General features: G+C 57.5%; 21 protein-coding genes and 1 pseudogene. 6 read left to right on the forward strand and 16 right to left on the reverse strand.

Annotated elements, in window-relative coordinates; translation table 11 throughout:
* Nucleotides 1–272 precede the first annotated feature (272 nt).
* The gene (locus tag Q8R10_RS01075) at nt 273–1,268 is read left to right on the forward strand and encodes an IS110 family transposase (RefSeq protein ID WP_305650224.1); all 996 of its coding nucleotides are present in this window, start codon (nt 273–275) and stop codon (nt 1,266–1,268) included.
* An 87-nt stretch (nt 1,269–1,355) separates the two neighbouring features.
* Here the strand turns inward: Q8R10_RS01075 and pdxB are convergent, their stop codons facing one another.
* Nucleotides 1,356–2,507, reverse strand: coding sequence for a 4-phosphoerythronate dehydrogenase PdxB (gene pdxB / locus Q8R10_RS01080; RefSeq protein ID WP_305650226.1), 1,152 nt, complete (start codon nt 2,505–2,507; stop codon nt 1,356–1,358).
* Between the two features lie 169 nt (nt 2,508–2,676).
* On the opposite strand from pdxB, the gene Q8R10_RS01085 reads away from it, so the two are divergent.
* Nucleotides 2,677–4,050: an MATE family efflux transporter gene (locus Q8R10_RS01085; RefSeq protein WP_305650227.1), complete on the forward strand. Its 1,374-nt coding sequence runs from the start codon at nt 2,677–2,679 to the stop codon at nt 4,048–4,050.
* A gap of 84 nt (nt 4,051–4,134) precedes the next feature.
* On the opposite strand, the gene tusA is transcribed toward Q8R10_RS01085, so the two are convergent.
* A complete protein-coding gene (tusA, locus tag Q8R10_RS01090) occupies nt 4,135–4,374 on the reverse strand; it encodes a sulfurtransferase TusA (protein WP_305650229.1) in 240 nt (79 codons plus the stop codon).
* Nucleotides 4,375–4,488: 114 nt separating this feature from the next.
* Complete coding sequence (gene rlmM, locus Q8R10_RS01095) at nt 4,489–5,553, reverse strand: 23S rRNA (cytidine(2498)-2'-O)-methyltransferase RlmM (protein WP_305650231.1); 1,065 nt, start codon at nt 5,551–5,553, stop codon at nt 4,489–4,491.
* Nucleotides 5,554–5,874: 321 nt separating this feature from the next.
* Here rlmM and Q8R10_RS01100 point away from each other — a divergent pair, with 321 nt between their 5' ends.
* Nucleotides 5,875–6,561: a polysaccharide lyase family 7 protein gene (locus Q8R10_RS01100; RefSeq protein WP_305650233.1), complete on the forward strand. Its 687-nt coding sequence runs from the start codon at nt 5,875–5,877 to the stop codon at nt 6,559–6,561.
* A 69-nt stretch (nt 6,562–6,630) separates the two neighbouring features.
* Here Q8R10_RS01100 and Q8R10_RS01105 read toward each other — a convergent pair whose 3' ends face one another.
* The 12 genes from Q8R10_RS01105 to Q8R10_RS01160 form a co-directional block, all read right to left on the reverse strand.
* Nucleotides 6,631–8,070: a mannose-1-phosphate guanylyltransferase/mannose-6-phosphate isomerase gene (locus Q8R10_RS01105; protein WP_305650450.1), complete on the reverse strand. Its 1,440-nt coding sequence runs from the start codon at nt 8,068–8,070 to the stop codon at nt 6,631–6,633.
* A gap of 85 nt (nt 8,071–8,155) precedes the next feature.
* Complete coding sequence (locus tag Q8R10_RS01110; RefSeq protein WP_305650235.1) at nt 8,156–9,259, reverse strand: mannuronate-specific alginate lyase; 1,104 nt, start codon at nt 9,257–9,259, stop codon at nt 8,156–8,158.
* A gap of 8 nt (nt 9,260–9,267) precedes the next feature.
* Nucleotides 9,268–9,915 carry an alginate O-acetyltransferase AlgF gene (locus Q8R10_RS01115; RefSeq protein WP_305650237.1) on the reverse strand — a complete coding sequence of 216 codons (648 nt, stop codon included), beginning with the start codon at nt 9,913–9,915 and terminating at the stop codon, nt 9,268–9,270.
* A gap of 26 nt (nt 9,916–9,941) precedes the next feature.
* On the reverse strand, nt 9,942–11,093 hold the full coding sequence (locus Q8R10_RS01120; protein ID WP_305650239.1) for an alginate O-acetyltransferase: 1,152 nt from the start codon (nt 11,091–11,093) through the stop codon (nt 9,942–9,944).
* An 11-nt stretch (nt 11,094–11,104) separates the two neighbouring features.
* On the reverse strand, nt 11,105–12,589 hold the full coding sequence (locus Q8R10_RS01125) for an MBOAT family protein (RefSeq protein ID WP_305650241.1): 1,485 nt from the start codon (nt 12,587–12,589) through the stop codon (nt 11,105–11,107).
* A gap of 83 nt (nt 12,590–12,672) precedes the next feature.
* Complete coding sequence (locus Q8R10_RS01130) at nt 12,673–14,100, reverse strand: alginate biosynthesis protein AlgX (protein WP_305650242.1); 1,428 nt, start codon at nt 14,098–14,100, stop codon at nt 12,673–12,675.
* A 10-nt stretch (nt 14,101–14,110) separates the two neighbouring features.
* On the reverse strand, nt 14,111–15,670 hold the full coding sequence (algG, locus tag Q8R10_RS01135) for a mannuronan 5-epimerase AlgG (protein ID WP_371133277.1): 1,560 nt from the start codon (nt 15,668–15,670) through the stop codon (nt 14,111–14,113).
* A gap of 26 nt (nt 15,671–15,696) precedes the next feature.
* Nucleotides 15,697–17,124, reverse strand: coding sequence for an alginate export family protein (locus Q8R10_RS01140; protein ID WP_305650243.1), 1,428 nt, complete (start codon nt 17,122–17,124; stop codon nt 15,697–15,699).
* Nucleotides 17,121–18,509, reverse strand: a complete 1,389-nt coding sequence (locus tag Q8R10_RS01145; protein ID WP_305650244.1) for an alginate biosynthesis protein AlgK — start codon at nt 18,507–18,509, stop codon at nt 17,121–17,123. Before Q8R10_RS01145 ends, Q8R10_RS01140 begins: the two co-directional genes overlap by 4 nt.
* Nucleotides 18,506–19,660: a PilZ domain-containing protein gene (locus Q8R10_RS01150; RefSeq protein WP_305650453.1), complete on the reverse strand. Its 1,155-nt coding sequence runs from the start codon at nt 19,658–19,660 to the stop codon at nt 18,506–18,508. The genes Q8R10_RS01145 and Q8R10_RS01150 overlap by 4 nt, the downstream gene beginning before the upstream one ends.
* A 78-nt stretch (nt 19,661–19,738) precedes the next feature.
* On the reverse strand, nt 19,739–21,220 hold the full coding sequence (locus tag Q8R10_RS01155) for a glycosyltransferase family 2 protein (protein WP_305650245.1): 1,482 nt from the start codon (nt 21,218–21,220) through the stop codon (nt 19,739–19,741).
* Nucleotides 21,221–21,309: 89 nt separating this feature from the next.
* The gene (locus Q8R10_RS01160; protein WP_305650247.1) at nt 21,310–22,620 is read right to left on the reverse strand and encodes a nucleotide sugar dehydrogenase; all 1,311 of its coding nucleotides are present in this window, start codon (nt 22,618–22,620) and stop codon (nt 21,310–21,312) included.
* Nucleotides 22,621–23,359: 739 nt separating this feature from the next.
* Between Q8R10_RS01160 and Q8R10_RS01165 the strand changes: the two are divergent.
* Nucleotides 23,360–23,428: pseudogene (locus Q8R10_RS01165) on the forward strand (methyl-accepting chemotaxis protein); the annotation flags it as partial.
* 223 nt (nt 23,429–23,651) lie between these two features.
* On the opposite strand, the gene Q8R10_RS01170 reads toward Q8R10_RS01165, so the two are convergent.
* Nucleotides 23,652–24,338, reverse strand: a complete 687-nt coding sequence (locus Q8R10_RS01170; RefSeq protein ID WP_305650249.1) for an alpha/beta family hydrolase — start codon at nt 24,336–24,338, stop codon at nt 23,652–23,654.
* 53 nt (nt 24,339–24,391) lie between these two features.
* On the opposite strand from Q8R10_RS01170, the gene ccoN reads away from it, so the two are divergent.
* A complete protein-coding gene (ccoN, locus tag Q8R10_RS01175) occupies nt 24,392–25,831 on the forward strand; it encodes a cytochrome-c oxidase, cbb3-type subunit I (protein ID WP_305650251.1) in 1,440 nt (479 codons plus the stop codon).
* On the forward strand, nt 25,828–26,436 hold the full coding sequence (gene ccoO, locus Q8R10_RS01180; protein ID WP_305650253.1) for a cytochrome-c oxidase, cbb3-type subunit II: 609 nt from the start codon (nt 25,828–25,830) through the stop codon (nt 26,434–26,436). The genes ccoN and ccoO overlap by 4 nt, the downstream gene beginning before the upstream one ends.

Raw genomic sequence — 26,436 nt, forward strand, 5'->3', positions numbered from 1 at the left:
AGCCCACCCTTGTATGTTGAGGTCATCGTTAAACAGTAGGCTCAAACACGCTGTTGACGATAATCAGTAAGGTTCCGGGGAGGCCGTCCCACCCTAGAGACGCATTGCGATCTCGTTTGTAGAGAGGCCCCCCGCCTCATTGCTGACCACGTGGAGTATCCGGAAGCCAGCTCAAAGAGATGGACTTCGCATCACAAGGTTGTGGCAGCAAAAAGTGCGAGGTCGGGGAACCGGTAACCATTGTTGCTTAATTTACCAAGCAGGTGAACCGCATGAGCATGTACGTTGGGCTGGATATCGGCGCCAAAACGGTCGCAATGGCTTGGCGCCAAGGCGGCCGCACCCTTGGCCAGGAAGAGATCAAGCAAACCCCAGAGGGCCACCGTAAGGCCGTCAAACAGATCCGCGGCCTCAAGCCGGCGCTGGTGGTATTGGAGGCCACCGGCATTTATTACCTAGACTTGGCCATGGCTCTGAGCAAGGCCGGTGTTCCGGTAGCGGTGATCAACGGCAAGAGTTTCCACCACTTCGCCAAGCTCAAGCTGACCCAGAGCAAAACTGACGCTTTGGATGCAGCCCTGCTGGCCGAGTACGCCGAACGCATGCAGCCCACTCGCTGGATCGCCCCCGACGAACGTTTACTTGGCTTGCGTGATGTAGGTCGGCAGATCAATCGGTTGACCGCCTCGCGCACCCAGGCGAAGAACCGTCTGCATGCCCTGAGCGCCAAGCGCTGCACCTTGCCATTGCTGATCGAGGATGAGCAGGACGGCATCGAGCGCTTGAATCAGCGCATCGAGCGGCTGAGCGCAGCAGCCAAGCAACTGATCAAGGAGCAGCCGGAATTTCAGGCGCAATTTCAGAACATCCAAGCGGCCAAAGGCATCGGTGCGGCCAGTGCAATCGCCTTGATGGCCGAGCTGTGCATCTTGCCCAAGCAACTTAAATCACCGCAGGTGAGCCGCTACGCCGGGCTGGACGTGCGCCTGTGTCAGTCAGGTACCAGCGTGAACAAGCCGGCGCGCCTGAGCAAGGCCGGCAATGCGTATCTGCGCGCAGCGCTGTATATGCCCGCGCTATCGGCCGTGCGACACGACCCCAACGTAAAGGCGTTCTACGAAGCCCTGCAACGCCGTGGCAAGAAGAAAATCCAAGCCTTGTGCGCAGTGATGCGCAAGTATCTGACCGGCGTTTGGGCCTGCATCCAGCAGGGCGAGCGCTTTGATTCCAGCAAACTGTTCAGCAGCATTCACCAAGTGAAAGCTTGACCTCCAACAGAGTATCTACGAATTACCGCGCACCTGGCATCGCCTAACCGACCCGCACGCTTCAACACATAACGGGCACAAAGCCTTTTATTGCCTGCCGATCAGCGTCGCCCCCAGCGCTTGCACCACCTGGCGCAACACAAGCGTCGGTTGCGTTGCGCGCACCTGCAAGCCATCGGTTTCGCGTCTATGGGGATAATGTTTGCGCAAGGCATCGAAGGCCGCGCGGCGCTCGGCAGGCGCGCCAACCAGGCTGCGGCGAAAATCGGCGTCATCCCGGCGCGGGTCGTACACCGCTCGACACAGGGTGGCCAGCGCCCAAGCGGGGCTGCACTGCCCATCCAGCTCCAGCGTACTCAGCCAAGGCTTGGGCAGTAAATCCGCCAGTTCAATAGTCACGGCTTGCTTGCGCCAGGCGCAGTAGGCTTGATAGATCTGCGCCGTGCCACGTAATTTGCCGTCCAGGCTGTAACCGGCGATATGCGGGGTCGCGATCTGGCACAGACCGGCCAACGGCACGTCAACCAACGGCTCACCTTCCCAAACATCCAGCACCACCTGCAGATCCGGGCGCTGCAACAGCACTTGGTAGAGCGCGGCGTTGTCCAGCACCGCGCCGCGGCTGGCATTGATCAGCCAGGCGCCTGGGCGCAAGCGCTGCAATTGCTCGGCGGCCAACAGATGCCGGGTGGCCAGGGGGCCGTCGTTGCTCAGTGGGGTATGCAGGCTCAGCACATCGCACTGGCTAAGCAGCGCATCGAGACTGTGATAGTCGCCGCCTTCTCGGTCCGCGCGCGGCGGATCACAGACCAGCACGCGCCAACCCAGCTCACGCATGACCTTGACCAAGCGCCCGCCGACTTCGCCCGCGCCAACCACGCCATAGGTACGCTGGCTTAAATCGGCACCCTCACGCTCGGCCAAGGCCAGTAAGCTGCCGAGGATGTAGTCGACCACGCCGCGAGCATTGCAGCCCGGCGCACTGGCCCAGTGGATGCCGGCCTGGGCGAAGTAATCGAGATCGAGATGATCGGTGCCGATGGTGCAAGTGCCGACAAAGCGCACCGCACTGCCGGCCAGCAAGGGCAGATCAACCTTAGTCACCGAACGCACCAGCAGCACGTCAGCGCCCTGTACATCGGCGGCGCTAATGGCGCGGCCCGGCAAGCGGGTGATGCTGGCATCCTGGGCAAAAAACTCATCGAGCAGCGGGATATTTTCGTCGGCGACAATACGCATAATGGCCTCGGCTAAGCAGGCGAGCATTCTATGGCAGAGCGGCCTTGTTCGTCCTGCCTGGCTGCACCTTAGCGCGTCGCATTAGTAACCCAAGCGGTCAGTTTTTTGATTCCCCGGTGCGGCCCCGACGCGTAGACTGCTCGGTTTGCTGAACAGCCCGGATTGACTGATGCTCGCCCCCACTCGCGCCGCTCGCCTGCGCACCGAACTACGCAGCCTACTGACCCTTGCCGCCCCGATCATGATCGCCCAGCTGGCGAACACGGCGATGGGCTTTGTCGATACCGTGATGGCCGGCCGCGTCAGCCCCCGCGACTTGGCCGCTGTGGCCCTGGGCAACTCGTTATGGGTGCCAGTGTATTTGCTGATGAGCGGTATTTTGCTGGCCACCACGCCCAAGGTCGCCCAGCGCTTTGGCGGTGGTTTGCATAACGAAATTGGCCCACTGGTGCGGCAAGCCTTATGGCTGGCATTGCTGGTGGGCTGTGGCGCCGGCATGCTGCTATGGCACGCGCAGGTTGTGTTGCACATCATGGATGTCGAGCCACAACTGATCGAGCCGTCAATGGGTTATCTGCGCGCGGTGGCGTGCGGCTTCCCGGCGGTGGCGCTCTACCACGTGCTGCGCTGTTACAGCGACGGCCTGGGCCACACGCGACCGAGCATGATGCTGGGGATTTTTGGTCTGTTGCTGAACATTCCACTCAACTACATCTTCATTTACGGCAAGTTCGGCGTGCCGGCCATGGGCGGCGTCGGCTGCGGCTGGGCCACCGGTATCGTCATGTGGGGCATGCTGCTGGGCATGCTCTGGTGGGTTAGCTGGGCGCCCTACTACCAAGCCAGCCAATTATTCAAACGCTTCGAGTGGCCAAACTGGGCGATTCTCAAGCGCTTGCTATCGGTCGGCGTGCCGATTGGCGTGTCGATTTTCGCCGAGGCTAGCATCTTCTCGGTGATCGCCCTGCTCATCGGCGCCATGGGCGCCACAGTGGTGGCCGGCCATCAAATTGCGCTGAACTTCAGCTCGATGGTGTTCATGATCCCCTACGCCCTCGGCATGGCCGTAACGGTCCGGGTTGGTCAGGCGCTCGGCCGTGGCGACCCACGTCAAGCGCGCTATGCGGCCGGTGTCGGGATGCTGGTGGCGCTGGCCTATGCCTGCATCTCGGCCAGTTCCATGCTGCTTAGCCGCGAGTACATTGCCCGGATGTACACCAACGACCTGGCGGTGATTGCGGTGGCCAGTAGCCTGATCATCTTCTCCGCCTTGTTTCAGTTTTCCGATGCCATTCAGGTGACTGCCGCCGGCGCGCTGCGCGGCTATCAAGACACCCGCGTGACCATGCTACTGACCCTGTTCGCTTATTGGGGCATCGGGCTGCCGGTGGGTTACAGCTTGGGGTTAAGCGACTTCTGGGGCCCGGCCTCAGGGCCGCGCGGCTTGTGGCAAGGGCTAATAGTGGGTCTCACCTGTGCGGCGCTGATGCTCGGCTACCGGCTGATGCGCAGCGCCAAACGGCGGATTCGCCAGGAAGCTTAGGCTGCCTTAGACGCCTCCACCCGACGCGCACCACTCCCAACTTTCCACTCCCAACTTTCCACTCCCAACTCCCAACTTAACTAATCAGTCGAGTTTCTTCTTGATCCAGTACAGGTAGCTGCCAGCCTCTACCTGCTGTTCAAGTAACTCGTGACCGAGAAACATGCAGAACTTGGGAATATCGCGGCGCGTCGAAGGATCGGTGGCTATCACTTTCAGCACGCCACCGGCGGCCAGATCACGGACTTTGTTGTGCAGCATCATCACCGGCTCAGGACAATTGAGACCGCTGGCATCGAGAATCGCATCGGCGTGCAAGGGCATAACAGGCTCCAAAAACAGGCGCTTATTGTCGCCCAAAGCGCCGCTGCGGTCACCCACCAGCAGCGCCCAAGGCAAACTCGGGCACTGGCGAATAGCGAGTCAAAGGCGTCGCTGTTAATTCCCGCGCTTATCCAGCCGGCGCAGGTGACAGGTGACCTCTTCACGGTCGTGATAGAGCTGCTTGCAGGCGATCGAGACCCGGATGCCACGGGCGACAAAACCCTCTTCGATGCGCGCCAACAAGCGTTTCACTTCGGCGTAGCGCTGCTTCATCGGCAACTTCAGATTGACCACCGCCTCGCGGCACAAACCCTCGCCCAACCAGGTTTCCAGCAGGGCGGCGTTGCGCGCCGGTTTCTCGACGATGTCGCAGACCATCCAATCCACCGGCTTGCGCGGTTTGAAGGTAAAACCGTCGGCCTGCAGATGCTCAACCAAGCCAGATTCCATCAGGCTTTCCGCCATCGGGCCGTTATCGATGGCGGTCACCAGCATATGCCGGTTCACCAGTTGCCAGGTCCAGCCACCGGGGGCGGCGCCCAGATCGACGGCGGTCATGGCCGGGGCCAAACGTTCATCCCACTGATCGCGGGGAATGAACTGATGCCAGGCCTCTTCCAACTTCAAGGTCGAGCGACTGGGCGCACTGCGGGGGAATTTCAACCGTGGAATACCCATCGGCCAGAAAGCCGAATTATCGGGTTCCGCCAGGCCGAGAAACACCTCGCGGCCACTCTTAAAGGTCAGCAGCAGACGCGGCTTGCTCGGGTCATCGACCAGACGCCCGGCTTTGCGTAAAGCCTTAAGCAACGGCGCTTCGAACTTCTTGCAGAAATTCGACAGCTCCTTGCCATCGTTGGTATCCAGCACTTCCAGCCAGAGACTGCCGCAGACCGGATAAGCGGCCAGGTGCTCGAGCAAGACGCTGATGCGGTCGGTCTCCGGCAATTGCACATAGTCGCCCCGCGCCCACTGCCTGGGGAAAATCAGCTGGCTAAACCGCACACCACGCATCAACGCCTGCGCGCCGCCCTCCTCAGTGCAAACGAATTCGGCACAGGCGCTGCTGGCCTTGCCCTTGGCATAACCGGCCACCTGCAAAGACGCTGCGTGTTCGGCAATTTCAGCGCACACCTCCCCCTCAAAACCGGGGCGGCAGTGCAACAACAACGTATTCATGGCGATCTCCTCAGGGCCGCCATGATAACGGAGTAAGCCCATCAAGGACGCACCAGCGAAACAACTCCTTAGGCTGGCAAAGCAATGGTCACGGTCAATTCGTCAATTTTACAGCGTCAAATAACAGACGACCGGCTATTGCTGCCCCGCCGCCATGCCCTATAAATACGCTTGCGAGCCCCGCACGCGCACTCACAACCGCCGCGCCGGACGTCTTACCCATTAAAACAACGCGAAATTCGACTTATTCCGTGACTTGCAGGCGCGCAGCAAGCATTAACCGCTGTCACGACCTGCAACTCACCGCCCGGAGTTATGGCCATGATCGATCTCACCACCTGGAATCTAACCATTGCCACTGGCGTTCCAGCCGTCACTATTGATACGCCCCTTCTGGCTGGGGGCTATCAAGACGACTACTTCAAGTCGGACAGCGGGCAGATTTTTTTCTGGGCGCCCGTTGATGGCACCACAACCAGCAACGCCATATACCCTCGCAGTGAGCTACGCGAAACCCACGCCAATGGTGACCTGCGTAATTGGACATACCCACAAGCGGACAACTACCTGAGTGCGACCCTGAAGGTCACGCAAGTACCGTCCACGGGCAAGGTGGTCATTGGCCAGATTCATAGCTACAAAAGCACTTGGCCACTGCTAAAGCTGCAATTTGAAATGCAAAGCAGCGGGCTGGCGAAGTTAACCGCGAAAATTCGCAATAAGCCCACCGACGAGCTATCGGTAAGTCAAACGCTGTTGACCAATGTGCCGATCAACCAGAGCTTCACCTATGTCGTGCACCTATCACCAACGGGGGCGATGAGCATTGCCTTCAACGGGGTAAAAATCTTCACCAGGCTTGACTCGGCCTGGGCGATTAAACCGCTGTATTTCAAAGCAGGTGCCTACACCCAAGACAATACGGGCTACGTCTCTGAGGCCGGGGCGGCAATTTTCAGCAAACTGAAGATTGAACATCGAGCGCTTGCACCAGTAAGCCCGCCATAACCTCCACCCTTTGCGGATGGAGGCATGGCCTGTTAAGACAGAGGCAAACCGGCAATCGCCCATAAACAGCTAGCTGGTGACGGCTCTTGGGGTGCGGCCATAGATATCGTCAAAACGTTCGATGTCGTCCTCCCCCAGGTAGCCACCCGACTGCACCTCGATGATCTCCAGCGGGATCTTGCCGGGGTTGGCCAGGCGATGCACAGAGGCGATCGGGATGTAGGTCGACTGATTTTCGGTGAGCAGGAACACCTTGTCGTCGCAGGTTACTTGCGCGGTACCAGACACCACAATCCAGTGCTCGGCACGGTGATGGTGCATTTGCAGCGACAGTTGCGCGCCGGGTTTTACCGTGATGCGCTTGACCTGATGACGAGTACCGCTGTCTACCGAGTCGTAGTTGCCCCAGGGACGGTAGACCTCGCAGTGGTTTTGCGTCTCCTGGCGGCCGACGGCATCCAGGTGGTTGACCATCTTCTTCACGTCTTGCACCGCATCCTTGTGCACGACCATCACCGCGTCTTTCGTCTCAACCACCACCAGGTCATTAACCCCGATCAGGGTCACCAGCTTGGAGGTCGCGTGCACGAAGTTGTTGTGGCTGGTTTGGGTGATCACATCGCCGACCAGGGCATTGCCATCACTGTTCTTTTCGCTCACATCCCACAATGAGGTCCAGCTGCCCACATCGTTCCAGCCGGCAGCCAAGGGCACCACGCAAGCGTGCGCGGTTTTTTCCATCACGGCGTAGTCGATTGAGTTATCCGGGCAGCACTCGAAAGTGTCGGCATCGATACTCAGGACGTGACCGTCCAGCTTGCTGCGCTTGAGTGTCAGCACACAGGTGTCGTAAATATCCGGCTCATGGGCGCGCAACTCATCCAGAAAACGGCTGGCGCGAAACAGGAACATACCGCTGTTCCAGTAGTAGCCGCCGCTGCGGACAAACTCGCTGGCGCGTTGCTGATCCGGCTTTTCGATGAACTGCTTGACCCGGTAAGCGCCCTCCACCAAATCGCCTTCAACATCGTCAGCGCGAGCGGCTTTAATGTAACCGAAGCCGGTTTCCGGGCGATCCGCCGGAATCCCGAACAACACCATTTCACCCTGTTCAGCGGCCACTCGGGCAATCTGCAGGGCGCTGCGCAAGGCCACCTCGTTGCTAATCACATGATCGGCGGGCAACACCAGCATCAGTTCATCCCGGCCTTGATCGAGCAGGCGCAACGCCGCCATGGCTACCGCCGGCGCGGTGTTACGACCGAAAGGCTCGAGCAGCAGACCCTGGGCCGTGATGCCGATGGCCTCAAGTTGCTCGTTGACGATGAAACGATGCTCTTGGTTGCTCACCACCAACGGCTTTTCCATGCCGTCGAAACTCAGGCGTTGCAGCGTCTGCTGGAATAGCGATTGATCGCCGGTCAAAGCAATAAATTGCTTGGGCGATTGCTTGCGGGACAAGGGCCAGAGGCGCGAACCAGTACCACCAGAAAGAATTACCGGAATCATCAGAGAAATCTCCATTAAAGTTCCATTTCAAATTGACCCTCGAACTCGCCAGGAACTCAGTCCTGAGCCGCGCCCTGGGTCAGATTCAAGGCTGTTGATTGCTAAATAACTGGGTTAAATCACCCCCCAGCCGGTACGTGCTCAAGGGCTCCAGGGAACGGCGCCAAGCAGTGGTTTTGACCGAACAGCGGTACAGCGCGCAGTAAGGCTCCAACCAGGAAAAACGACTATTGCTGTGCAAATCCTCAAGTGTTTGCCCATAGCCGGTCTTATTTTTAAAGCTTTGTGGATCTTCGATGCCGCGCTCCACGCGCTCAGCCAAACGTTGCAGGGCGCCGTGATTGTCATCGCGCAAATCCAGGCCATTGGCCTGGGCGAACGCAGCGATCATCAGCAAGGGCCCCAGGCTGTAATTGTGATAAGCCAGGGCGCGGGTCTGGCGCGCCAACTCCAGCGGCAGATATCCCTCGGTATCCACTTCCTGCATGCCATGCCGGTACTGGGCAACCGACCAATCGAACAGATCCTGACGATTGAGCGCTACGGCGCTGCTCATCACCGCCCACGCCGCCCAATACTGGTGATTGTTGCGTTTATTCAGCGGTTGCCCATCCCAATCGAGCACCACCTGATCGGCCAACTTACCCAGCCATTGCTCAATCTTGCGCACCTGTTCGCCATGCCCGGCGAGGGGCTGCGAGCGGGAAAACTTCAAGCGCAAATAGGCTGACGAGACGGTCGCTAACGCCCACTTACGCGCCGATTTACCGGTATGGGTGTACTCCTGGCTTAACAGCGCATCGGCCTCAGCCCAGGTCGACAACCAGGCCAGCGCACACTCGGCATAGGCAGGATTGCCCTTTTTCAGGTACCGGCTTACCAGCTTGCTAAGGCCACTTTCCAGCGTGCGCACTTGCGCCGTCAGCTCCAGGTACTGGCCATAAGCGTCCGTGCTGAGCTTGTCGCGAGCCGCATCGGAGCCGGCATATTTGCTCGGGAACATCAGCGCGCCGGTATAGGGCGCAGGCGCATCCGGGCAATCCTGAGCCTTGCCTTTGGCGGGTGGCGCGGCCAGGTAGAAACCCGCCGGCGCGACCAACCCGGAGGCGCCCTGCGCGAACGCCACACTGCCCGCCCCCAAGAGGCTCAGGAGCCAAGCGGCGCAGCAAACAATCCCAGTAGCCTTCATCACGCGCCTCAGTCAGCCGCTAGCGGGCGCTTGACCCAGACGGGCGAGAACTTGCCGGCCGAACCTGTGACGTACAGGCAGACCACCTCACCGCGCTCCAGCGCCAGCGGCTCCAGATCGCTGACTTTCTGCTCGCCGGCAAACAGCGCCAAACGCACCTTGACCGGATTGATTTCCCGCTCATCACGGGCCTGGGCGGCAACCGGCTTGATCACCTCGGTTTTGCCATCGGCGGTTTTCAGGGTCAGCGCCGTGTCAGACAGATTTTGTAGACGCAACAGGGATTTTTGTTTGTTCTTGAATGCCGGCTCAGCGACCAGGCTCAAGGCTCCCGCCGGCAAGCGCACCAGGGTGTAATACTGGTCCGCATCCAGCTTGACCGGCAGGCTCTGCCCGCCGCCGCTGGCGCTGTAGCTGCCGGCTGGCAGGAACTTGAAATCGCTGCTGCCCTTGGCGGCAATGTCTTTAAAACTCAGGCTGCCCAGGCTCAGATCAAGGTTTTCGCTGCCGGCGTTGTAACTGCGCACAAAGGCTGAGCCTTTCGGCGCCGTTGGGCCGTAGAGCGCCGCCTCATCGGCGAGCGCAGCGGCGCTGACCAGGCTCAATAACAACCCGCACAGGGCGCTGACGCGTTTAGCAAACTGACTGATTAACATGGTGCTCTCCTTAATTTTCGGGCGCTTTATGGCGCGTTAACAGGGTTGACTGCAGTGAGGGCCAGACGCTCGCTCAGCCCTTCCCCGGCTTTGAGCTGGGCGAGCCAGGCCGGGTCGAATTCGGACAAGTCACTGGGCATATTCAGGTAGCGCTCTGGCACCTCCCAGATCAGCAAGCGCAGTCCGGCCACTTCATCCGCCGGGCGCTGCAGAAAGCGCAGCATGGGCACCAATGGGCCATGGCCGTCTTCGGCGTAGCTAATCAAGTCAGTGCCCAAGGCCTGCTTCAGTGCCCCGGCGAAATTCCACTTGGGATTGGCGCTGTAACTGGTGCCGACCAGGGCAATGGGGGTCTCTTGGCTGGCGAACAGATCGCCTTGCGATGCTTCATCGGCCGCAGTGCTGCGCAATTGCACAGGCTCGGCGGGAGGTTGCAGCTGGGTGAAGTACGGCTCCAGCGGCAAAAAGCTGAGCAAGTCGCCCTTATGGGTCTGACTGCTGCCGGTGGCGGTGACAAAGTTCGCGCCGCCGTGCTGCCAGTGCCCGGTCTGGCGCAGGTAGGCCGCCAAACTGTCGGCTACCACCTGGGCGCCAAAGGGACTCCAGTGGGTATCGGTGCGCATAAATACTTGTTGCTCGGCCTTGGCCTGTTGCAGCGCGCTGAGCAGTTCTGGCCCGGCAATCTTGGCCTGTTGCATCCTGGCCAGCGCCTCTGGATAGAGCCGCAGTTGCTCGACGACTGGCAGGTTTTGCCCCAGGTGTTCGGGGTACAAGCGGGCCTTGGCCGGCAGTAGCGCCAGTACCAAGGTCACGCCGCGGCGCTTGAATTCCGCTTGCACCGCACTGACCAAGGCCCAGTTATCCTGAAACTGCTCAGGCTTGCTGGCCGGTTTGAACTCCTCATCGGTGAACAGCCAGTTGTTGCGCCCCACCACTACCCCCGGGCGACCCTCACCAAACAGACTGTAATCAATGGCGGCCCAGAGGTTGGTACCGAACTCCTTGAACGGGAAATTTTTGTCGTAGTGCTTCTCAAAAGCCTGGGCCAGCTTGCCATTCAATACCGGCGTTTGCGTCGCAGTCGAAAAGCTCCTGACATCCGGCAACGAACACACCGCCACCACCACTACCAGTCCCATAAACATCAGGCTGTAGATAAAATCGGAAATCCGCTTCATGCCCACGCCCCTCAAAATTGAAAGTAAAGGAAGGGTGAAAAACTCTGCGCCGAGAGTTTCAAGATCGACGCACAGAACAACAGCAGCAACATCACGCGAATGGCCAACAGGCGGTAGCCCGCACTGCTGCTGACGGCCGTGACAGCCCCGCTAACCGCCACTTGTGGCAACTCGGCCGACGCCTTGGGTGCTTGCTGTGTTGGCGGTTGGTTGTAGAGCTGGCGCAAGCCAAACCACGCCATCACCAGGTAAGCCAGCAGCAACGTGGCGATCTGTAGACTGGTCAGCTGGGCGCTGTTGAGTTCCGACAAATGCCAGTCGGCAAAACTGAACATGGCAACGTACAGGCGCCAAGCCACATCGAGGTTTTCCGCTCGGAAAATCACCCAACCGAGCACCACCAATAAAAAGGTCAAGGCCCAGCGCAATGGATGCAGACGGCGCGGCGCGGCATCCACATTCAGAGCGCGCTCAATCGCCAGCCAGATACCGTGCCAAGCGCCCCAAATCACATAGGTGATGTTGGCCCCATGCCAGAGGCCGCCGAGCAACATAGTCAGAAACAGATTGCGATAGGTCTGGAAAGTGCTGCCGCGATTACCGCCCAGGCTGATGTACAGATAATCACGCAACCAGGTGGACAGGCTGATGTGCCAGCGTCGCCAGAATTCGGTGATCGACTGGCTGATGTAGGGCTGCTTGAAGTTCTCCATAAAACGAAAGCCCATCATCAGCCCCAAACCTATGGCCATGTCGCTGTAACCGGAGAAATCGAAATACAACTGGGCGGTGTAAGCCAGGGCCCCCAGCCAGGCATCGCCGGTGGTCGGGTTAGCCAAGGCAAAACAATGGTCGGCGATCGGCGCCAAGGAGTCGGCGATAAATACCTTCTTGATAAAACCCTGCATAAAGCGCGTGCAGCCTTCGGCGAACTTGTCCACCGTATGGGTGCGATGGTTGAACTGCTCGGCAAGGTCCCGGAAACGCAGCACCGGGCCGGCGATCAGGTGCGGAAAGATCGCCACAAAGGCCGCGAAATCGATCAGGTTATGGGTCGCGGGCGTGTCGCCACGGTACACGTCGATGATGTAGCTGATCGACTCGAAGATATAAAACGAAATACCGATCGGCAGCAAAATATGCGTGACGATAAAGGGTTCAAAGCCGAAACCGCTGATCAGCGCATTAAAGCTATCCACACCAAAGTTGGCGTATTTGAAATAGCCCAACACGCCGAGATCCACCACCACACCGAGTATTAGCCAGCGTTGCGCCCTTGTACTCCTGACCCCGGCGGCACCGACTCGCAAGCCGATCCAGTAGTTAAATAAGGTAACTACCACAAACAGCGCCAGAAAATCGATCCGCCACCAGGCATAGAACAGGTAGCTGGCCACCAACAACAATAGGTTGCGATAACGATTACCACTCAGGTAATACAAGCCGAGAAATATCGGCAAGAATAAAAACAGAAACACATTTGATGAAAAAACCATACCGCAATCCCCAGTTAATGGCCAAACGACTCCTGATCCCTCAGGGCCTTACACCAGGTTCACCTGGCGCAAATACACATACATCAGTGCGCCGCTGCTTGCAGCTCACTGTTGATTTTATCGGTCCGTGGGCAAATTCTTGTGACCACCTCTAGCCCGGCCGGCAGCTGTTGCGGCATTTCAACTTCCAGCGATAACAGCGTGCGCCCCTTTGCGGTAATCCCATCATTCAAACGAAAGACGAAACGACCGTCCGCTTCAACTTCTCGGGAACGGGTAATACGCAAGTTCTCTTTCGAACCGTTCATGTACCAAAACGTGCTTTGCAGCTCTTTGATCTCGGGATTGCTGAACTGAATATCGGCAATGTAGTGATCATTAAGGATCTCTTTAACTTCAGCATTGACCAGTATTTGATTAGTGCCGGGATGCAGCGCAACCTTCTGGCTGAGCGTCACCGCTGTATTATCGCAACCGTTAGCCAGGATCGGCAGCAGCTGGCGATACAATACCGGCATGGCCAGGTCGTAATAACTTTGCACTTCCCAGATTAATATTTTCGGCGGATGGGTTTTAAAGTCCTGACTGCTCAGGTATTGCACTATCGCCCCCGGCATACCACCGCCACTGACCGAGCGGTTGTCCACATCGACATTGGCATACTGCTCAATGAAACCGTCAAAGTTATACTGTGGCGAACCAAAACTAGTGCCGCCCAAGACCACGGCTGGCGCTTCAACCTCACCAAATAAATCGGTACTTTCCTCTTTGGGCTCGGTGCTGAACCGCGGTAAATACTGGCTGGCGTAACGGTAACCACAGATCTTGTTTAATGCCCCATTGAGGGTGCCCAACTTCATGCCCATACCCTTGCTCTGGGTGACAAACTCCTTGCGCGGAATCGTCTTAAACACCTCGAACTTGCGCAACTCTTCGGCCACCAACCGCGCCGTAAACTCGGCGCCATAGGCTGTCCAATGGTGATCCCGCTTGAAGAACAAGGGCTTCTCCGCGCTGGCCGGTTGCGCCAACAACGGCGTCAGGTCGGGCACCCGAATCCCCTGTTTGCGCAGGTTTTCGACCACCTCGAGGTAATTACGTTTGGCCAGTTCAACATCAAAGCTTTGGCGCACCGCTGGCGTGAGCATTTGCGCGTTCACCATGCCTCGTGTCGGGACATAGACCACCATCAGCTCAACGCCTTTCGCCTGCAGTGCATCGCGTAACTGCCGCAGTTGCGCATAACCCTCAGGGCTGCTGCGCATCTGCGTCAGCAGTTCGGTTTTACTGCGAAACAACCAACCGTCTTGGCCGGCTATCAGCTTATTGAATTCGCCCAAACCGCCCGCGTAAGTACTCTCCAGTTGCGTCTCTGGGCAAAGCTCACAGCAGGGCTCAATTTCATAGTGCGGCGCCTCTGCCGCAAACGCCAGTTGCCCGCTGGCAAACTCGAGTAGCGCAGCGAAGCACAACCAGTAATGGGCGCGAACTTTTCCTAAACTCCCTTTCATCATCTATTCCTTATTGCCCTGACTGGGCTAGCTGATCAACCGGCAGAATTTCCACCGCCTTCTTCTGACGCACCAGCAGGTCAATGATTTGATTCTTATGACTGGATAAAGCGCCAAACATGCCAATACCACTGGGTTGATTGGGCAGCAATATTTCGAGCCGATAGAGTTTCACGCTACGCGGCGCCACCACCGAAATATCACCGGTGCGATTAGCAATCAGCCGACCACCGACCACGGTCAGCGACATATCAGCAGAGTACGGATCTTGTTTTAAATTACGCCCGACATTATTCAAATCTTTGGTATGCCCATAAATACCCAGCAAGCCATTGGCCACCGCTAAATTCTCGTAGAGCCGGACGTTCATGCTGTTACGCACCCGAATACCATGCCGCGCATTCTCAAAGGACTTATTCGCCCACAACAGGTTATTGCCGCTTTCATACAAAGTGATGCCATCGGATTTATTCCGGTACAACTCATTGTCGGCCACCACATTATTGATACTTAAGCGATCCAGCACCAACCCAGACAAATTATTATCGAAGGAGCGATTATTGAAGATCCAACTATCATTAACATCTCGCGAAATAATAATTCCGTGTTTTTTTTGCGTGCCGTACACCGTATTCCCAGCAATGATCAAGCGCCGCGAACGGTCATGCGGGTCAATGCCATAGACAATATTATTTTTATAGGTATTGCCCTTCAACACGACATCATCAGCTTCATAGCAATAGAAGCCGTACCACATATCATCGAATACCGAGTCAATTAGCCAGCCCGTTGGGTGGCCACGGCCCATGGTCGGTGCAATACCGGGACTGTACTGGGATATCGACACGCCATAGGACTTTGTCCCGCTATAACCAAGGCTCGCTATATGGCTATTAACGATATAGGTCTCAGTGCCTCCCCAGGCATTCAAAAACGGACGAAACTCGCCTTTGGTTTTAAACCAGTCTTGCTGGTTGCCTGTCTCGCGCCAGGCGGTCAAACGGCTATCGGTGATAAACAACTTGCCGTCATTGATCAGAAAAGCTCCGCGCTCACTGGACAGGCGAAAGTCCTTGGTTTGCTTGCCAATATGCAGAGTCGCCCGCTGGCTGACCACTATCGGCAAGCGTGCCAGATAGACGCCAGGGGCGGTCTCACGGAAGTATTTTTCCGGCAAGCTGCGCGCCAGATCGGCAGGAGTGACGTAACCGCCATCGATGAAAATCGCCTGCGGCGTTTCCCCTTGCCGCTTGACCCACTCGCGCAGTCGCTCATCCCCGCCGGTGAACTCGGCCAGGGCGTTTTCCTTGAGCATCCCGCGGACCACTACAGTGCCCGCCGGTTTAGGCTTGATCTTGGCGTACACCGCCTCGGCGCTGTACGGCTTAAGGTCGGGCAGTTGCGGCGCGGCCAGCAACAGTGAATCAACCGCAATGCTGTTAACTGCATAGAGCGGTGGATTGGTCGGCGCCACCACAGCCGAGGTCGCGCCGGCCATGGTCGTCGTGAGCCATAACAACCCAGTGCCCAGTAGCCGAGCAGTGCTGCGGCGCGCTATGTATAAAGTCATCCTAACAATCTCCACGGCTGGCCCGCTCAGTAGCGCCAAGCAAAATCAATAGAGGCGCGGTGCATGCGCGAGTCGGTGTCACTGGCGAACGCATTGCCAGGCAAGAACAGGCCGGCGCGCAGGCGCAGCAGCGCCGAAGACGTATTTAGCCAGCCGAGTTGCGCGGGCAGTTGGCCTTGGTTGAAATAGCGCGTCAGCACCAGATCCAACTCTTGGCCGAGGTCTTTCTCGCCATCCACCAATGACACTTGCAGACCACTGGCACTGCTCTGCTGGGCATCCACCCGCCAGAAACGGTCATAAACCAGGCTGGCATCGTAGTCATTACCCAGCACCAATCCGGCAAACACACTGGCGGCCTGCAGGTTGTTGAGCTCGCCTTTATAGGCTTCACCAAAGCGATTGATGCCCGAGTTAGTACCGGTAAAGTTGGAGCGGTTACTCTGCAAACCGGTCTGCACAAACTGCGCTGAATCGCTGCCGCCGCTGGTGCGGCTGTAGCTGGAGCCAAGCCGCCAGTGGTCATCGATGTTCCAGCGCAAACCCAGATCGACCGCCCAGGCATGAACATCCTGGCGCTGCTCGCCAGTAGCAATGCGGGTGCCTGAGCTTGTGCTGGCGCGCAGGTTATCGGTGGCGCCAGCCAGCCAAGTGGCACTGCCCCAGTAACTGACGGGTAAGGCGCTGCGATAGTTATAAAAATCGCCATTGAGCTCGGCACCCAGCCAGGTCAAATTACCAGTCATGGTCTTGCTCAATTGATCCACGCTGCTGCCCACCGCCGGCAAGCTGCCCGAATCATCGCTGTGGTGCAGTTTCAGCCCGGCCCAGTGGCCTGGCTGCCATTGCGTCGAGATGTCCGCCAGCAAGTGCAGGCGATCCTTATCCTCGGGGGCCAACTCGTCCAGATCACTGCGGTAATCGCTAAAGCGCTCGGCAATGCCAACATGGGCATTCAGTAAGGTGGTGTCGAAATTCCAGCGCAAGGCTTCGATGCTGGTGTCCCACCACAAGCCATCGACACTGCGCACTTTTTGCCGGCCCGCCCGCAAAGACTCGCCGGGATAGGCGCTCAAGCCGCCGTAATCAACCCAGAACTCCTGCAGCGCGAGAAAATTGGCATCTTTCTGCCGCGGATCAGTCGAGGTGACGGTGTTGTCTGCCTCATTGCTTCCCGTCTCAAGGACATCGGTGGCGGCAAAGGCTTCGCCCTGCACAAAAGTGCTCCAATCGCCTTGCCGCTGGGAGATCCATGGTCGCAAACTCAGACCGGCACCCTTGAAGTCGCCACCCGATTGAGTGCCCAGATCCTGATCGGCGGTTGCTTGGCCGGTTAAGCGCAGATTGGCACCGTAGGCCCAACCCGGCTGCAACTCTGCGGCCAGCAGCCATGGGCTACCCAGTAATACTGCCGTGCCGATGAGCAGAGCAACCGCTGATTTACTTGAGCTCATAGCATTCCCTGCATTTGATCCGCTTGATGATGCACGGTGAGCTGCGGCCCACTGCGGGCCTGCAGCTCTTGGCTGAACAAGCTCTCCACCTTGGGATAGTCGTGCGGCTGCAGCCGTGGGGCGATGCGTTCCATCAGCACCTGGCCCTGGGGCAGCCCCTGATGCAGGGCCAGCTTGGCAAAGGAATAGGCGTAGATTGGGTTGATCTTGATACCCTGGCCATCACCGAACAGTTGCGCCAGAGCCAGATCGGCGTTCGGGTCACCCGCCCGGGCGGCAGCCAAGAAATGCACCAGCGCCTTGTCTGGATCAATCTCGCCCAGCTGACCTTCGCTATACAGTTTGCCGAGCAACAGGTGCGCCTTCGGCTCCGCTGGCAGGGCTTGCAGCAGATACTTCTCCGCCGTCTGAAAATTGACCGGCACGTACTGATCAACCAAATACAGCTGACCGAGCATCAAGGCTGAACGCGCAGAGCCGGCGGCGATACCTTGCTGCAAAGCACCGAGCATCTCATCGGTGCCGCCTTGCTCTGGATAGGTTTTCAGTAACGCGGCGAGGCTGAACCAGGCGTCCGGGTAGGAGCCGGTGATCGCCGTCAGTAAACGCTTGGCGGCTGACGGATCGGCCTGACCATTTGCGTTATTACCAAGCAATTTGGCCACTGGCAACACGCTGGCGGCTGGCAACACACCGGCCTGATAAGACCCCAGCAAGCGCTCAAGCAACTGTTGTTGTTTGGCTGCATCACCCCGCCCCTGGTACAAGGCAGCCAGCTCGGCGTAGCACTCGCTGATTGTCGCCAGCCATTGCTCACACGTCTGTTCGACCTCAACCAAGTGTTGGTTGTAGTCGCCCCGCGCCCGGTACAGCATGACCTTGCCATACTGGGCCTCGCCCATTCCGGCCGCCTGCCATTGCCCTAGCTGCTGAGCGATTTCACCGCTGGCAATCCGCTGCGGGTCGCGCACTAACAACGCGGTCAAGGGGATCAAGGTGGTCCGATTACCGGCGGCCAAGCCTTGGCGCAACAGCTGCTCGGCTTCCTTGCGTTCGACAGCGCTCGGCGCCGGCTTGCTCGCCAGCCATTTGCCCAACCCGACAGCGGCCGCCGGCGAACGGCCCAGCGCCTGGCGGTAATAACCTTCAGCTTGCGCCTGTTGCGCGGGCAAGGGGCTGCGCACCAACAGATCGGCCATGCCCATCTGCGCATCCACATAGCCCTGCTCGGCCAGCGGGCGAAAGTTTTCTTCAGCTGTGGCCAGATCACCCTGGGCTTTGGCTTGCCGGGCCAATTGCAGATCCGGCAGCGCCGTGCACCCGGACAGCAGACTCAGGCCGATAGCGCCCAGCAGCCCACCCGCAAGGGAGAAAGACTTATTCATTTAGCGACCGTCACGCTGGCACCCGACCACAGGCCACCCAGCGGGCGGATCCGCACATCCACCGGACGCTTGGCCAGCTCGGTGCTGAGCGGTTGCTGCGGTTGAATCAGCACGCGGATATCGGACGCCAAACCGCCTTCTTGCAACACCATGCTGCTGATCACGCCATCGCGCCGCGTCTGCTCGCCACCCACCTGGAAGGTGACCGGGCTGCCCGGTTGCAACTTATCGAAGGCGCGGTAATGAAAACGCGCCTCAACCGTGGCGACGCTGTCGACCGGCGTCAGCATAAATACCGGCACGCCCTTGAGCGCCAACTGACCATCACCCACCAACTGCGCCACCACACGGCAATCGCAAGGGCTGGTCAGGGTGCCTTGAAAACGCTTGCTAAACAGCCGCTCGAGGTTCTCTGGAGACATTTCTGCCTCTGGCAATGCACCCTTGAGCACATCCAGCATGCTTGAGCTGAAGGTGGCGATGGGCGCGCCCTTGGCAACCTGAGTGCCTACCGCCACCAGGCTCTGCACCGTGCCTTCGCGCGGCATCGCCACCTGCTGACTAGGCACGCTGACCTGGGCAGAATCGGCATGGGTGACAAAATAAATGTCATACAGTTGATAGAGCACGTAGCCGAACGCACTGAGCCCGACCAAAAAGATCGCCAAACTAAAACCTACCGCACGCATGCGACCGAGGAAACTGTTGCCGTCCCCGCCCTTGTTATTGCGCGCCTTGGTGAAGTTCTCGCGCTGCAGGGTGTTGATCAGATCGCCGACATTGACCAGCTCACCGCCGAGAAAAGAGCTGATCAGATAACGCAACGCCGCCATTTCACGCGGGCGCAGGTTGTGAAATTCGCAACCGGCACGCTCGCCGGCAATGATCGAACGAACCTGAAACTCAATATCCATGGCAAAGCCAATGCCATCGATCTCAAACATCAGCTTGCCGCGAAAATGCTGACCCTCGCGGACATGCACACTGACCGGCTCGAAACTGAAGCCACCCGCAGAAAGATCAAGCACCTGAGCCTCAAGTTCCTGGCCGTTCGCGGTGCTGTAACGGATCTTCGCCGGCAGTTTTAAACGGGCAAACTGGCGCTGGGCTTCCGACTCATGGACGACGTTGCTGTTAGTGCCCTGGCTCATTACTGCGCTCATATTCTTTCCTTGTAAAATAAAGACTTAATGGGGTTTCAAGCGGCCTGAACGGCCAGCCATTAGCGATCAAACCACGCGCATTAAGGCAGCCACGAAGACACTCACCGCGGTAAAAGTCATGGACCTCGACGACCAGGTGTTAAACCACTGCTGGAAGGTTGCGAGGTTGCGATTGAGCTTGGTTTTCTGTCGGGTCCAGGATTGCTGATCGAGGCGAAAGAACACGTAGACCTTCACCATCGCCCCGAGAATCTGGTTGTAATACAGCAACACCGGGTAGGCCGGACCAATCTCATGCCCGGAACCCAGCAACAGCAGGGTCAATACCAAGCGGGTAAAGCCAATCCAAAACAGATAGATCAACAAATAGGCAAAGCCGTATTTGATACAGGCGATGATCGCAACCGTAGGCCCGAGCAAACTGGTCCACATGGCCACCCGCTGATCCAGCAACACCACACTGGTAAATAGCCCGAGACGGCTCGGCCCCAAGCCAACGGCCCTAGAGTTCTGCCGCAGATTGTTGCCGTACCAACGAAACATCAGCTTGCGACTGGACTTGATAAAGCTTTTCTCGGGCGGATGCTCAACCGTATTGATTGCCGCATCGGGCACATAAAAAGTGTCGTAGCCCAGACGCATCAAGCTGAACCAGCTGGATTTGTCATCGCCAGTAAGAAACTGAAAACGCCCCAGCCGCCAGTGATCGAGGTGATCACTCTCGACGTCGGCGATAAAACCAGGGTCGGTAATGACTTGCGCTTTAAAGACCGACATCCGCCCCGTCAGGGTCAGCACCCGCTTGGACAGCGCCATCGAACACATATTGATGTGCCGCTGGGCGAACCGTAACTTGTGCCACTCGGCCATCATGTAGCCACCGCGAACCTCGCAAAATTCGTTAGTGGTCAACCCGCCAAGGTTGTCGAACAACTGGAAAAACGGCACGGTTTTGCGCACCACACCCGCCGCCAGAACGGTATCGCCATCGACCACCGCAACCACCGCTCGGTCATCCGGCAGGTGCCGCGAAATCGCCCGAAAACCATAGGCCAGGCCATCGCGCTTACCGGTGCCGGGAATACGCACGAAATCGAGCTTCACATGCGCAGGTGGGCTCATGCGGAACCAGAGGTTCTTGACCAGCAACTCATCGGACAACTCGACGATCGAGCAAACCACGGTGGTTTTGTAGCCACAGTCAATGGCTTCCTGAATCACCGAGCGATAGACCTCGGCAGTGGTCAGCGCATCAATACGAAAGCTGGTGACCATCAAAAAAACTTCCGACGGATCAGCCGCCGCGCCGAGTTTGCGCACTTTACGTCGGTAATAGGGGAACACCAGATAAAGGAAAATCATTCCTCTAACGAAGTGAATCGCGCCCATGGAGTAACGCCAGATGCCCACGACACCCAGTATTAATAAGAAATCTTTGGACTCTGCATCAAACAGGCTACGCGGCAACAGCAACGCCATGCCCATTAACAGCGCGAGATAAAACAACCACCCCGCACCTGTGTGCAAGCGGCTTTTAAAACTGTCCATGTTTACTGCCCCGGCCGAATATTCATAACTGCAACGGGGGCGTTATAGTTATTTTTGTTACGCCCTTGCATCTATTAATCAGATTATTACTACCAGCCGATACCAATCTGACTTTCGGTACTAACACCGGGCATAAAACCAATCAGATCAAGCATCTTCTTATCCGCCGGCAAATGCTTGACGATATCAACGAAGAGCTCATCGCCATTACCCAGCACGATAATTTCGGCATCATCGACAACCTGTTGCAGGTCATCACGCAGCAGCGAAGAAATATGTGGGATTTTCGATTCAATGTATTCGCGGTTGGCGCCATGCACCCGCGCATATTCGACATTACGGTCGTAAATACGCAGCTCATAGCCCTTACCGATTAATAGCTCGGCAAGTTCAACCAGCGGACTTTCACGCAGATCATCGGTACCGGCCTTAAAACTCAAGCCGAGCAAGGCAACTTTGCGCAGACCAAAAGCCGCGATAATATCGAAAGCCTTCTGTACCTGGCTGGAATTGCTGCGCATCAAAGAACTGATCAGCGGCGTTTCAACATCCAGTTGACCGGCGCGATAGCTCAAGGCACGAACATCTTTCGGCAGGCAAGAGCCACCAAAAGCAAAACCCGGGCGCATGTAGTAGCTGGACAAGTTGAGCTTGTGATCCTTGCAAATCACATCCATCACTTCGCGACCGTCAACCCCAACCGCCATGGAGATATTGCCGATCTCATTGGCGAAGGTAACCTTGGCGGCGTGCCAAACGTTGCAGGTGTACTTGATCATTTCCGCGACTTCGATGCTCTTGCGGATAATCGGCGCATCCAGTTCGCTGTAGATCTCTTCGAGCAGGTCACCCGAGGTTTTGTCCAACTCACCGATCACCGTCATCGCCGGGAAATCGTAGTCTTTGATGGCGGTACTTTCGCGCAAGAACTCAGGGTTTACGGCCACGCCGAAATCAACCCCAGCCTTGAGCCCCGAGGCTTTCTCCAGGGTTGGGATCACCACATTATTAAGCGTACCTGGCAGCACGGTACTGCGCACCACGATGGTATGGCGGGTGTTTTTGAGCGGCAAAATCTTACCGATTTGCTCGCAAACTTCGATGATGTAGGAAACATCCAGATCGCCATTGCGCTTGCTTGGCGTCGGTGGCGCAAGGAACGAAATATCCGTTGCCAAGATCGCTTCACGCACATCCAGAGTGCCGCGCAATTTACCAGTGCGTACGCCTTGCAACAGCAACGCCTCAAGCCCTGGCTCAACGATTGGCGCCTTGCCGCTGTTGATCATGTCGATTTTGACTGCCGAGATATCGACACCGACGATTTCGTGCCCACGCGCAGACAGACAACCTGCACAGACAGCACCCACATAGCCCAGACCAAAAATACTGATTCGCATATAACCAAGCTCCTTGCAGTTACCAAGCATGCGCCACCCAATGACAGCGCACGTTTATTACCAAACCAGCCAACACATTCAACAAACCAAGCAACTAGTAGCCCAACGACTAGCAAACTAAAAATTCATTACTAATGCGCCACACTGCAAAAGGTGCAAAACCAATGCCAGGCTACTAGACAGCAAAATCATTAAGGAAAAATTACACAAGCCTTTACCACTGACAACTAAGCCGCACGGTCAAAATCCAACACCCGAACCAATGAAGTGGAACTGACGTACAAGCACCAATAGCGAGCGATAATGTTTTTTCTGCACCGACAGAACGCACAAGCAAAATTACGGATCACCACGAAGTTCGTTAATCACATGGCCAGTGGCCAGCAATTTATTACACGACGATGAACCTAGCGCTCTGCCAGACACAGCGAAAACTTCGTGAAGTAGAAGTTTTGAAAATTATCAAGCCGATCTTTCGGGTGGCGCATTTAAGAACAGCCAACCGCTTAAATCAACCAATACCATTGACATAAAAGTGAACTTGGCGCACAAAAAATAACAGCCAAAAACATGGCGCCTTAAAATCGCCACAGCAGAAATCAATGCTTACATCAAAGTCTCACGAATAAACCGGACCGAGATCTCAATCAAACAATCATCAGTGCATTAATTATTTTGTAATCGCCTACAAATTAAGCCGGATTATTGGCGCCAAAAATATTATTACAAACGCACCGCTGAGGCGGCCCGCGCCGGCGAGATGGGCCGTGGCTTTGCAGCGGTGGCGGACGAAGTTCGCGCCTTGGCGTAGCGCACGGGCGAGTCCACCGGGCAGACTCATCAGCTGATCGCCAAGCTACAAAAAACCACCAAAGAAGCCGTGCATGCCATGCAATAGAGCGCGCACAAGCCTATCGGGGCGCTGAGTGACATCTGCACCGCAACGGGGCTGCGTAGCACACCGAACAGCTGAGCACCGAGCCGACGGCCACCGCCAATCAGCAGTGCGCGCTGATTGAACGTTTCAATCACTAAGGCTTGAGCACAAAGGTGGCAATCGCATCGGCCGCCGTTTCTAGATGCTGAGAATGACTGAAGCCCGAGATTTTTAAGGGTTTCAGATCATGATCGGCGGCCGTTAGCCAGAGCAGCTCGATGGCGCTCGATAACCGATAGCCCGCCACCGTGGGCCTATTGCCCAGCGCATCGCGCTCACCCTGCACAATCAAACTACGAGTCTTTAACTCGGCCAGGTGCGCCACCCTCGGCTTTTCGGGCTTGCCGACGGCATAAAATGGATAGCCCAGACAAACCAGCGCATCGGCGCCCAGCTCATCGGCCACCATACTGGCCATTCGCCCGCCCATCGACTTACCGCCGATGGCCAATGGCCCCGTGACTTGCTGTCGCACCTGCCGGTAAACCCCACGCCAACAATCGAGCAATTGCGCTTGCGGATTTGGCGGGCGCTTGCCGCCATTAAGCCGGCGCTGTGCCATATAGGGAAACTCAAACCGCAGCAACCCCAGGCCCCGCGCGGTCAATAGCTCGGCCATGGTCTGCATAAATGGGCTGTCCATGGGTGCGCCGGCGCCGTGAGCCAAAATCAAATGCCCCTGCACGGGCCCGCAGGGCAGGTCGTACAGCCACTGTGCCGGCCAGGGCTGACTCGGACGGTATTGATCCTGATCAATATCGGTAACAGAACGTTTCAGCATGCTTACCCCGCTTTTAAAAGAATCTGCCCATAACCGTGGATGCGAACTCAGAAATGAACACAACCATCAGTACTGCCTATAACTACAAGGTGGTTCGCCAATTCGCCATTATGACGGTGATTTGGGGGATCGTCGGCATGGGGATCGGGGTGCTTATCGCCTCACAGCTGGTCTGGCCCGATCTTAACTTCGGCCTGCCATGGACCAGCTTCGGCCGCCTGCGACCACTGCACACCAACGCGGTAGTTTTCGCCTTTGGCGGTTGCGCACTAATGGCCACCTCCCTGTACGTGGTGCAACGCACCTCGCAAGCCCGACTAATCTCCGACACGCTCGCTTCCATCGTTTTTTGGGGCTGGCAAGCGGTGATAGTGCTGGCGGCCATCACCCTGCCGCTGGGCCTGACTTCGTCCAAAGAGTATGCCGAGCTGGAATGGCCGATCGACATCCTCATCACCCTTGTCTGGGTCTGCTACGCCGTGCTGTTTTTCGGCACGATAATGAAGCGCAAGATGAAGCATATCTATGTCGGCAACTGGTTCTTCGGCGGTTTTATCCTCACCGTGGCGCTGCTGCATATCGTCAACAACCTTGAGTTGCCGGTTAGCGCCTTCAAGTCCTACTCGCTGTATGCCGGTGCGACCGATGCAATGATCCAGTGGTGGTACGGCCACAACGCGGTGGGATTCTTCCTGACCGCAGGCTTTCTGGGGATGATGTACTACTTCGTGCCCAAGCAAGCCGGTCGGCCGATCTACTCCTATCGCCTGTCGATCGTGCACTTCTGGGCACTGATCACCGTGTACATCTGGGCCGGTCCGCACCACTTGCACTACACCGCATTGCCGGATTGGGCGCAGTCGCTCGGTATGGCCATGTCACTGATTCTGCTGGCGCCAAGCTGGGGCGGCATGATCAACGGCATGATGACCCTCTCGGGCGCCTGGCATAAGCTGCGCAGCGACCCGATTCTGCGCTTTATGGTGGTGTCGCTGGCGTTCTACGGCATGTCGACCTTTGAAGGTCCGATGATGGCAATCAAAACCGTCAACGCCCTGTCGCACTACACCGACTGGACCATCGGCCACGTACACGCCGGTGCCTTGGGCTGGGTCGCGATGATTTCAATCGGCTCGCTCTATCACCTGATCCCAAAAGTGTACGGCCGCGAACAGATGTACAGCGTTGCGTTGATCAACACGCACTTCTGGCTGGCCACTATCGGCACCGTGTTGTACATCGCCTCGCTGTGGGTCAACGGCATTACTCAAGGCCTGATGTGGCGCGCAGTCAACGAAGACGGCACCCTCACCTACTCCTTCGTTGAAGCCTTGCAAGCCAGTCATCCGGGCTTCTTGGTGCGCACCATTGGTGGTGCCTTCTTCTTCGCCGGCATGCTGCTGATGGCCTACAACGCCTGGCGCACCGTGCGTGACGCCGTTCCGGCCGAATCCGAAGCCGCCGCGCAGATGACCGCAGGAGCACACGTATGAATCACGAAACGATTGAGAAAAACGTCGGCCTGATGGCGGTTCTGATGGTGCTGGCCGTGAGCATTGGCGGTCTGGTGCAAATAGTCCCACTGTTCTTCCAGGACGTTACCAACACCCCGATTGAAGGGATGCTGCCGCGCACCGCCTTGCAACATGAAGGCCGCGATATTTTCATCCGTGAAGGCTGCGTGGGCTGCCACTCGCAGATGATTCGCCCATTCCGCGCCGAGACCGAACGTTACGGTCACTACTCGGTGGCCGGTGAAAGCGTCTGGGACCACCCCTTCCTGTGGGGCTCCAAGCGCACAGGTCCGGACCTGGCCCGGGTTGGCGGTCGCTACTCGGATGACTGGCACCGTGCCCACCTCTACAACCCGCGCAACGTAGTGCCTGAGTCGATCATGCCGGCCTACCCATGGCTGGTTGAGAACAAGCTCGATGGCGTGAATACCGCCACCAAGTTGCAGGCCATGCGCACCCTGGGCGTGCCGTACAGCGATGCCGACATTGCCGGCGCCAAAGACGCGGTCAAGGGCAAAACTGAAATGGAAGCCCTGGTGGCCTACTTGCAGTCCCTTGGCACTGCCATCAAGAACAAGAGGTAA

The sequence above is a fragment of the Pseudomonas sp. genome, from assembly GCF_030698175.1.
Classification (GTDB): domain Bacteria; phylum Pseudomonadota; class Gammaproteobacteria; order Pseudomonadales; family Pseudomonadaceae; genus Aquipseudomonas.

Coding starts and splice junctions, on each gene's coding strand:
- ccoN (WP_305650251.1), top strand. CDS start 24,392: ATGAACACAACCATCAGTACTGCCTATAACTACAAGGTGGTTCGCCAA.
- rlmM (WP_305650231.1), bottom strand. CDS start 5,553: ATGAATACGTTGTTGTTGCACTGCCGCCCCGGTTTTGAGGGGGAGGTG.
- Q8R10_RS01100 (WP_305650233.1), top strand. CDS start 5,875: ATGATCGATCTCACCACCTGGAATCTAACCATTGCCACTGGCGTTCCA.
- Q8R10_RS01170 (WP_305650249.1), bottom strand. CDS start 24,338: ATGCTGAAACGTTCTGTTACCGATATTGATCAGGATCAATACCGTCCG.
- Q8R10_RS01160 (WP_305650247.1), bottom strand. CDS start 22,620: ATGCGAATCAGTATTTTTGGTCTGGGCTATGTGGGTGCTGTCTGTGCA.
- Q8R10_RS01120 (WP_305650239.1), bottom strand. CDS start 11,093: ATGAAGCGGATTTCCGATTTTATCTACAGCCTGATGTTTATGGGACTG.
- Q8R10_RS01115 (WP_305650237.1), bottom strand. CDS start 9,915: ATGTTAATCAGTCAGTTTGCTAAACGCGTCAGCGCCCTGTGCGGGTTG.
- Q8R10_RS01085 (WP_305650227.1), top strand. CDS start 2,677: ATGCTCGCCCCCACTCGCGCCGCTCGCCTGCGCACCGAACTACGCAGC.
- Q8R10_RS01130 (WP_305650242.1), bottom strand. CDS start 14,100: ATGAAAGGGAGTTTAGGAAAAGTTCGCGCCCATTACTGGTTGTGCTTC.
- Q8R10_RS01145 (WP_305650244.1), bottom strand. CDS start 18,509: ATGAATAAGTCTTTCTCCCTTGCGGGTGGGCTGCTGGGCGCTATCGGC.
- Q8R10_RS01105 (WP_305650450.1), bottom strand. CDS start 8,070: ATGATTCCGGTAATTCTTTCTGGTGGTACTGGTTCGCGCCTCTGGCCC.
- Q8R10_RS01110 (WP_305650235.1), bottom strand. CDS start 9,259: ATGAAGGCTACTGGGATTGTTTGCTGCGCCGCTTGGCTCCTGAGCCTC.
- pdxB (WP_305650226.1), bottom strand. CDS start 2,507: ATGCGTATTGTCGCCGACGAAAATATCCCGCTGCTCGATGAGTTTTTT.
- algG (WP_371133277.1), bottom strand. CDS start 15,670: ATGACTTTATACATAGCGCGCCGCAGCACTGCTCGGCTACTGGGCACT.
- Q8R10_RS01140 (WP_305650243.1), bottom strand. CDS start 17,124: ATGAGCTCAAGTAAATCAGCGGTTGCTCTGCTCATCGGCACGGCAGTA.
- Q8R10_RS01075 (WP_305650224.1), top strand. CDS start 273: ATGAGCATGTACGTTGGGCTGGATATCGGCGCCAAAACGGTCGCAATG.
- Q8R10_RS01150 (WP_305650453.1), bottom strand. CDS start 19,660: ATGAGCCAGGGCACTAACAGCAACGTCGTCCATGAGTCGGAAGCCCAG.
- ccoO (WP_305650253.1), top strand. CDS start 25,828: ATGAATCACGAAACGATTGAGAAAAACGTCGGCCTGATGGCGGTTCTG.
- tusA (WP_305650229.1), bottom strand. CDS start 4,374: ATGCCCTTGCACGCCGATGCGATTCTCGATGCCAGCGGTCTCAATTGT.
- Q8R10_RS01125 (WP_305650241.1), bottom strand. CDS start 12,589: ATGGTTTTTTCATCAAATGTGTTTCTGTTTTTATTCTTGCCGATATTT.
- Q8R10_RS01155 (WP_305650245.1), bottom strand. CDS start 21,220: ATGGACAGTTTTAAAAGCCGCTTGCACACAGGTGCGGGGTGGTTGTTT.